This is a genomic window from Mesobacillus sp., assembly GCF_049588175.1.
Lineage (GTDB): Bacteria > Bacillota > Bacilli > Bacillales > Cytobacillaceae > Mesobacillus.
In genome coordinates this window covers 1-5,776 of sequence record NZ_JBAVFI010000384.1, presented here as the reverse complement: position 1 = coordinate 5,776, position 5,776 = coordinate 1, and the positions used below count along the sequence as shown (strand labels likewise).

Below are 5,776 nucleotides of genomic sequence, written 5' to 3'. Positions count from 1 at the left end.
AATAAGCCCCCTTGGCCCTTGGTTACCTGAAATAACAAAAAATAGAAAAAGTGGTCACCAATAAGCCCTCTTGGTTACCTAAATTAACAAAAAATAGAAAAAGTGGTCACCAATAAGCCCCCTTGGTTACCAGAATTAACAACATATAGAAAAAGCCGTCACCAATAAGGCCGCTTGGTTACCTGAATTAACAAAAAATAGAAAAGTGGTCACCAATACGGTCTCTTGGTAATCAAAAGAAAAAAGTGGAAGCAGAATGGTCATGAGAAGCGCTCCATAACCATTCAGTCCGCTTTTTTACATGCTAATGGTGAACAGAGGCTTAAAAACAATAGTAACAACGGTTATGAAAACAGCCTTTCCATAAAAGCTAACAGAACAATAACTTGTTCTATTTTTTAAGCCGCAGACTAAAATAGTTATTGAAGGGTTGTACGTAAAGGGGGAAAAGCTATGGCGAGAAAAATGGGCTTTTATGGAGTAATCGCCTATGTGCTCTACGGATTTGCGGTATATTGGTACCTATTTTATTTTGCAGATACAAATCTTCCGTTTGAATTTGAAGGCTCGAGGGCGGATCCGGCGACTTTTTTGAATGGCAGGGAATTGATGCTCAGCGAGGAATATTCAAAAATCAGGAACTTATTATTCTTTCTCTCTACACCATTTGAATGGCTGTTTTACTTTTTGATCTTGCTGTTAGGACTCTCCAAAGCCTTTAAAAAATGGGGAGAACAAACATCCAAGAATAAATACGGCCAAACGGCCATCTACTTAATCTGGCTTTCGTTCTTTGCGTTCGTTGCAACATTCCCGCTTAGCTATATCAGCTATACACTTTCAAAGACGTATAATATTTCAACCCAGACGTTTGCTTCGTGGATGAAGGATGAATTGATCGATTTCTGGATCAATTATGCAATGATGTTCGTGATCGTTGTGGTCCTGTACTGGCTGATGAATAAAAGCAAAAGGTTCTGGTGGCTGTTCGCATGGCTGCTGTCGGTGCCGTTTACGCTCTTCATTATGTTCCTCCAGCCGGTCGTGATCGATCCGCTGTATAATGACTTTTACCCGCTAAAAAACAAGGAGCTCGAAACGAAAATCCTTGATCTTGCAGAGCAAGCGAACATCCCTGCGCAGCATGTGTTTGAAGTGAATATGGCTGAAAAAACGAATGCTCTTAACGCATATGTTACTGGTATCGGTTCTAATTCCCGCATTGTCCTGTGGGATACGACCCTGAATCGGCTGAATGATGACCAGATTCTGTTCATCATGGCCCATGAAATGGCCCACTATGTAGAAAAACACATCTATATCGGTATTGGCGGATATCTGCTCCTATCTCTCGTCGGCCTGTATGCTGTTTCACGATTGATGAATTGGGCAATCGCGTGCTGGGGACGAGAATTTAAAATCACGGATCCCGGCGATCTCAAATCGCTGCCACTCTTCCTTATGTTCCTGTCGATGATGATGTTTGCAGCAAGCCCGGTTTCAAACCTTGTTTCACGCTATCAGGAAACCCGCGCTGATAAATATGCGATTGAAATGACTGATAATACAGATGCGGCGATTTCATCCTTCCAAGAACTGACAAAGGCAGGGCTTAGCCAGGTTAATCCTCCATTTATGGTGAAGATTTTCAGGTACGGACACCCGACTATGCTTGAAAGAATATCCCGTCTTGAGGATTATGAAGTGCAGAAGCGGAATGAACAAGAGTGAAAATGAAACAATTAGCCCCTGAATGAATTTTCAGGGGCTGTTTTTATTTATTGTAAAATAATAAAAACCCCCTTTATGGGGGATTTCACTCATCTACGTTCCAAATTGTTTATTCAGATCCTTCAACTCTTCTGTCAGGGATAGAAATAAAATCTGGTCGCGTTCATCTATTGCTTTATCGATTTTAGACAGCAATTTTTCTTTTTTCGTGTTTAATTGGATTTCAGAAATAAGCATGTCAACATACAGGTCCAGAACAAAAGATTCTTTGGCTTTTATGCGTTTCATCACACTGGCCTTCATGATTTCAGAATACGATTTTTCTTTCACTGACCTCACCTCTTAGACCTTTTTTATATTATATGGAGGAAAGAAAAGATAATCAACTAAATTTTTATAATTTTTAGAAAATTTTTCTCATTGGTTTAAATGTGGCTAAATTAGGAATTTTTCATGAGAGGAAAGAAAATTTTAGCAATTATGTTACAATAGGGTATATGGTATTTTAGGAGATGAAGGAATGACAATCAACCAAAAGAATTTAGTAGAAGAGTACGAAATAAATCCTTTTACAATGATCATTCTTCCTGAAGAATACGGAAGCAAGACCTACAGCAAGGTAATAGAATTGGAAGAGGAGTATTTGTCTCCGTTCAGGCCGATTGAAATCGTAAAAAAAAGCTGTAAATACTTTGGCTCCAGTTATGAAGGGAGAAAAGAAGGAACACGACAGCTGACAGGGATTACCCATAAAATCCCCATCATTATCGACCCCATAAGCTCCATTTACTTTATGCCCACAAGTTCACCTGCAAATCCAGACTGTATATGGGTGTCACATGAGCATGTTTTGTTCCATAAAAAGGTGGATTCCCATAGCACACAGGTTATCTTCAGAAATAAAAAATCCATTACCTTGCCGGTATCTCACCATTCATTTGAAAACCAGCTGCTGCGCACATCCTTGCTTCGCACAAAATTTATGCAGCGGATGAAAGAAACTGAACGGAAAGCCCTTTACTTGCTCCATGGACCAAAATATAGTGAAGCACAGGGATATCATCATGCTAGTTTAGTAAGTGAAGTTTTTAGGGATAATTAAGCTATTTTATATTATCTGTAAGTGGATCGAGGGAATCCGGATTATAACCGGATTCCTTTTAGTTTTTATCCAGAGGAACATCGACTTGCTTGAACTTCTTGAGTAAATAATAAAGCATCAATTCCTGGACCTTGTTGCGGATGCGGGGATTAAAATAATTGTGGTGTTCTTCGTAGCCTTGATAAATGAAGAGGAACATCGTAAATGCATCATCACGCTTTACTTCCTCAACCTTAAGGTTATGCTTTTTTAAATAGCTTTTTACCTTAGCGAGTTCTTTCTGGACTGCCTTCATTGTTTCTTCGATTAGCTCCAAATATGGCTTCTTTAATTTGAATGGACTTTTTTCAACGACAGAAAGATCCCGGTTCAGCACGACAAGCACCATCGGCAAATAAATGGCCTGTTCCATGATATCGCGGTCTTGTTCAGGAATCCTTGTCATTTTGCTTTGCCCCTTTATGAGTGGAATAGAACATTTGTTCGTTATTATCGTACTGGATTTTTTAGCGGATTTCAAGAGTGTAAAAAAAATTTCCTGCTCCTTATCATAATTTCCAAACGATATATAAAAATTTCAATGTATTTATCCAATCATTTTAAGCGTAAAAGAATTTTTAATTGAAAAGAAGGAAATATATTTCTGTTATCGAAATAAAATAAATAAACAATTTTTATTTGGAAGGGTGGCTGCTCCGATGGGAGAAAAAAGATTCCTCAAAGCAGAAGATTTATACGTATTGAAGTCCGTAACAGATCCTCAACTTTCACCTGATGGCAAGAAGTGTGTATTTGTTCAGACTGATATGCTGGAAAAAAAGAATGACTATGTCTCTAATTTATACATACTCGATCTCGAAGAAGGCGGCGAGCCGAAGCAATGGACGTATGGGGAAAACCGCAACCACTCACCTAGATGGTCTCCTGACGGATCACAGCTTGCGTTCATTTCCAATAGAGCAGGTAAAAATCAAGTTTATGTACTGGATGCAGCCGGAGGCGAGGCAAGGCAGGCCACAAGCTTTAAAAATGGTGCAAGCGGGCCTGTATGGTCGCCAGATGGTTCTAAACTAGCCTGTTCGGTTTTCCTCAAACCAGAAGAAGATTTACTGGAGAAGGAAGAAGAGCAGAAGGATGAAAAGGAGCTCGTGCCTTTTGTAGCAGAAGAAATGAAGTATAAGTCAGATGCTGCGGGTTTCTGGGATGGAAAGTATAAGCAGACAGCAATTATAAGTCTTGTGGATGGCAAAGCAGAGCTCATTACAAAGAGAGAAGCAGATTACCACCTGCAGTGCTGGTCACCTGACGGCAAAAAAATTGTCCTGTCAGCGGATGAAACGGCAGAGCGTGATTTCTCATTTAAAAGCGATTTATTGCTGATGGATGTGGAAACGGGCGAAATCACTAAACTAACGAATGGAAAAGGATACTATGGCAGCGCTGCTTTTTCACCTGATGGAAAATACCTTGGTTATACCGGCCATGAAAGAGAGTTTGAAAATGCAACCTTGCCTCAATTGTGGATACAAGAATTAGCTACAGGCAATGTCCAATGCATCACCGAGAATATGGATATCCTTGTAGGAGATGCAGTTGCAGCGGATTTTCAGCAAGGTGCCCAGAGCCCTGCTTTTTTATGGGGCGAGGATAGCGAGAGTTTTTATTTCCTTGCAAGCGACCAGGGCAATACGGTCATCTATTTTGGGAATATAGCTGGTGAAATTTATCCTGCCTTGCTGGAAGCGCAGCATGTATATGGATATACACTTGATCGAAAAAATCAGAGAATCGTAGCTGCAATCAGCAATCCGGTTTTGCCAGGGGAGCTATTCCAGTTGGAAGTAACAACAGGAGAAATGAAGCAGCTTACTTCTGTGAATGAAAAATTCCTGAATGAAGTTAGATTATCGATGCCAGAGCCAATTTCGTTTGCGGCAAGTGACGAAACTCCGCTTCATGGGTGGATCATGAAGCCAGCTGGCTTTGAAGCTGGAAAGAAATATCCGCTGATTCTGGAAATACACGGCGGACCACACGCACTCTATGCAAACACCTATTTTAACGAATTCCAAGTCCTTGCCTCAGAAGGATACGCAGTTTTGTATATCAATCCGCGTGGCAGCCATGGGTACGGACAGCAATTTGTCGATGCAGTTCGCGGCGATTATGGCGGCGGAGATTACCAGGATGTCATGGACGCAGTTGACTATGTGCTAGAAAATTATGATTTCATTGACAGTGAAAGACTTGGTGTGACCGGTGGAAGCTATGGCGGCTTCATGACAAACTGGATTGTCGGGCATACGGACCGATTCAAGGCTGCCGTCACCCAGCGTTCAATCTCGAATTGGATTAGTTTTTACGGGGTAAGCGACATCGGCTATTATTTTACAGAGTGGCAAATAAAAGCAGATCTAAATGATATTGAGACATTATGGAAGCATTCACCGCTTGCGTATGCTGATAAAATCAATACTCCTTTATTGATTCTTCACAGCGAAAAAGATTACCGCTGCCCGATTGAGCAGGCGGAACAGCTGTTTATCGCCTTGAAGAGACAGGGAAAAAAATCGAAGTTCATCCGCTTCCCTGAATCAAATCATGAGCTGTCAAGGAGCGGAAAGCCTAACCTGAGGTTAAACCGATTAGCTTATATAGTTGAATGGTTTAATGATCATCTTAAGTAACCGATAGTTGTTGCTAAAAAGATCAATATTAGCTTGCTTTATTGGTCATAGTTGACTTTGATTTGAGCAAACGCTGTAACGTAAAACAATATAAGATTAACCGAGCCCAAATTTATAAAAATCGACTCTGTTAAAGCTGAGAGTTGATTTTTTATAACCTGTTGATTGTAGTGACAGGCGCGCAGACTCAAGCGGGCTCAACGCCAGCCCCTAGAAGAATTTGCTTATGAAAAAGCCGGCAGTTGGGCTTTTTCAT

Annotated in this window: 5 protein-coding genes; 3 read left to right on the top strand and 2 right to left on the bottom strand. The window is 40.7% G+C overall.

The genetic code is table 11. The features are described 5' to 3' along the window. Positions 1 to 453: 453 nt before the first annotated feature. Positions 454 to 1,731: a M48 family metallopeptidase gene (locus WB217_RS09590; protein WP_423992867.1), complete on the top strand. Its 1,278-nt coding sequence runs from the start codon at positions 454 to 456 to the stop codon at positions 1,729 to 1,731. A gap of 93 nt (positions 1,732 to 1,824) precedes the next feature. On the opposite strand, the gene WB217_RS09585 is transcribed toward WB217_RS09590, so the two are convergent. Then, a complete protein-coding gene (locus WB217_RS09585) occupies positions 1,825 to 2,061 on the bottom strand; it encodes an IDEAL domain-containing protein (protein ID WP_335430076.1) in 237 nt (78 codons plus the stop codon). Between the two features lie 190 nt (positions 2,062 to 2,251). Here WB217_RS09585 and WB217_RS09580 point away from each other — a divergent pair, with 190 nt between their 5' ends. Then, the gene (locus WB217_RS09580; protein ID WP_423992865.1) at positions 2,252 to 2,833 is read left to right on the top strand and encodes a competence protein ComK; all 582 of its coding nucleotides are present in this window, start codon (positions 2,252 to 2,254) and stop codon (positions 2,831 to 2,833) included. Positions 2,834 to 2,891: 58 nt separating this feature from the next. On the opposite strand, the gene WB217_RS09575 is transcribed toward WB217_RS09580, so the two are convergent. Next, positions 2,892 to 3,278, bottom strand: coding sequence for a hypothetical protein (locus tag WB217_RS09575; protein WP_423992863.1), 387 nt, complete (start codon positions 3,276 to 3,278; stop codon positions 2,892 to 2,894). A gap of 253 nt (positions 3,279 to 3,531) precedes the next feature. Between WB217_RS09575 and WB217_RS09570 the strand changes: the two genes are divergently transcribed. Continuing rightward, entirely contained in the window at positions 3,532 to 5,520 is a 1,989-nt protein-coding gene (locus tag WB217_RS09570) for a S9 family peptidase (protein WP_423992861.1), read from the top strand. Positions 5,521 to 5,776 lie beyond the last annotated feature (256 nt).

Bases quoted from the DNA above. Each gene is read 5' to 3' on its own strand.
- WB217_RS09590 (WP_423992867.1), top strand. From the start codon at position 454: ATGGCGAGAAAAATGGGCTTTTATGGAGTAATCGCCTATGTGCTCTAC.
- WB217_RS09580 (WP_423992865.1), top strand. From the start codon at position 2,252: ATGACAATCAACCAAAAGAATTTAGTAGAAGAGTACGAAATAAATCCT.
- WB217_RS09575 (WP_423992863.1), bottom strand. From the start codon at position 3,278: ATGACAAGGATTCCTGAACAAGACCGCGATATCATGGAACAGGCCATT.
- WB217_RS09570 (WP_423992861.1), top strand. From the start codon at position 3,532: ATGGGAGAAAAAAGATTCCTCAAAGCAGAAGATTTATACGTATTGAAG.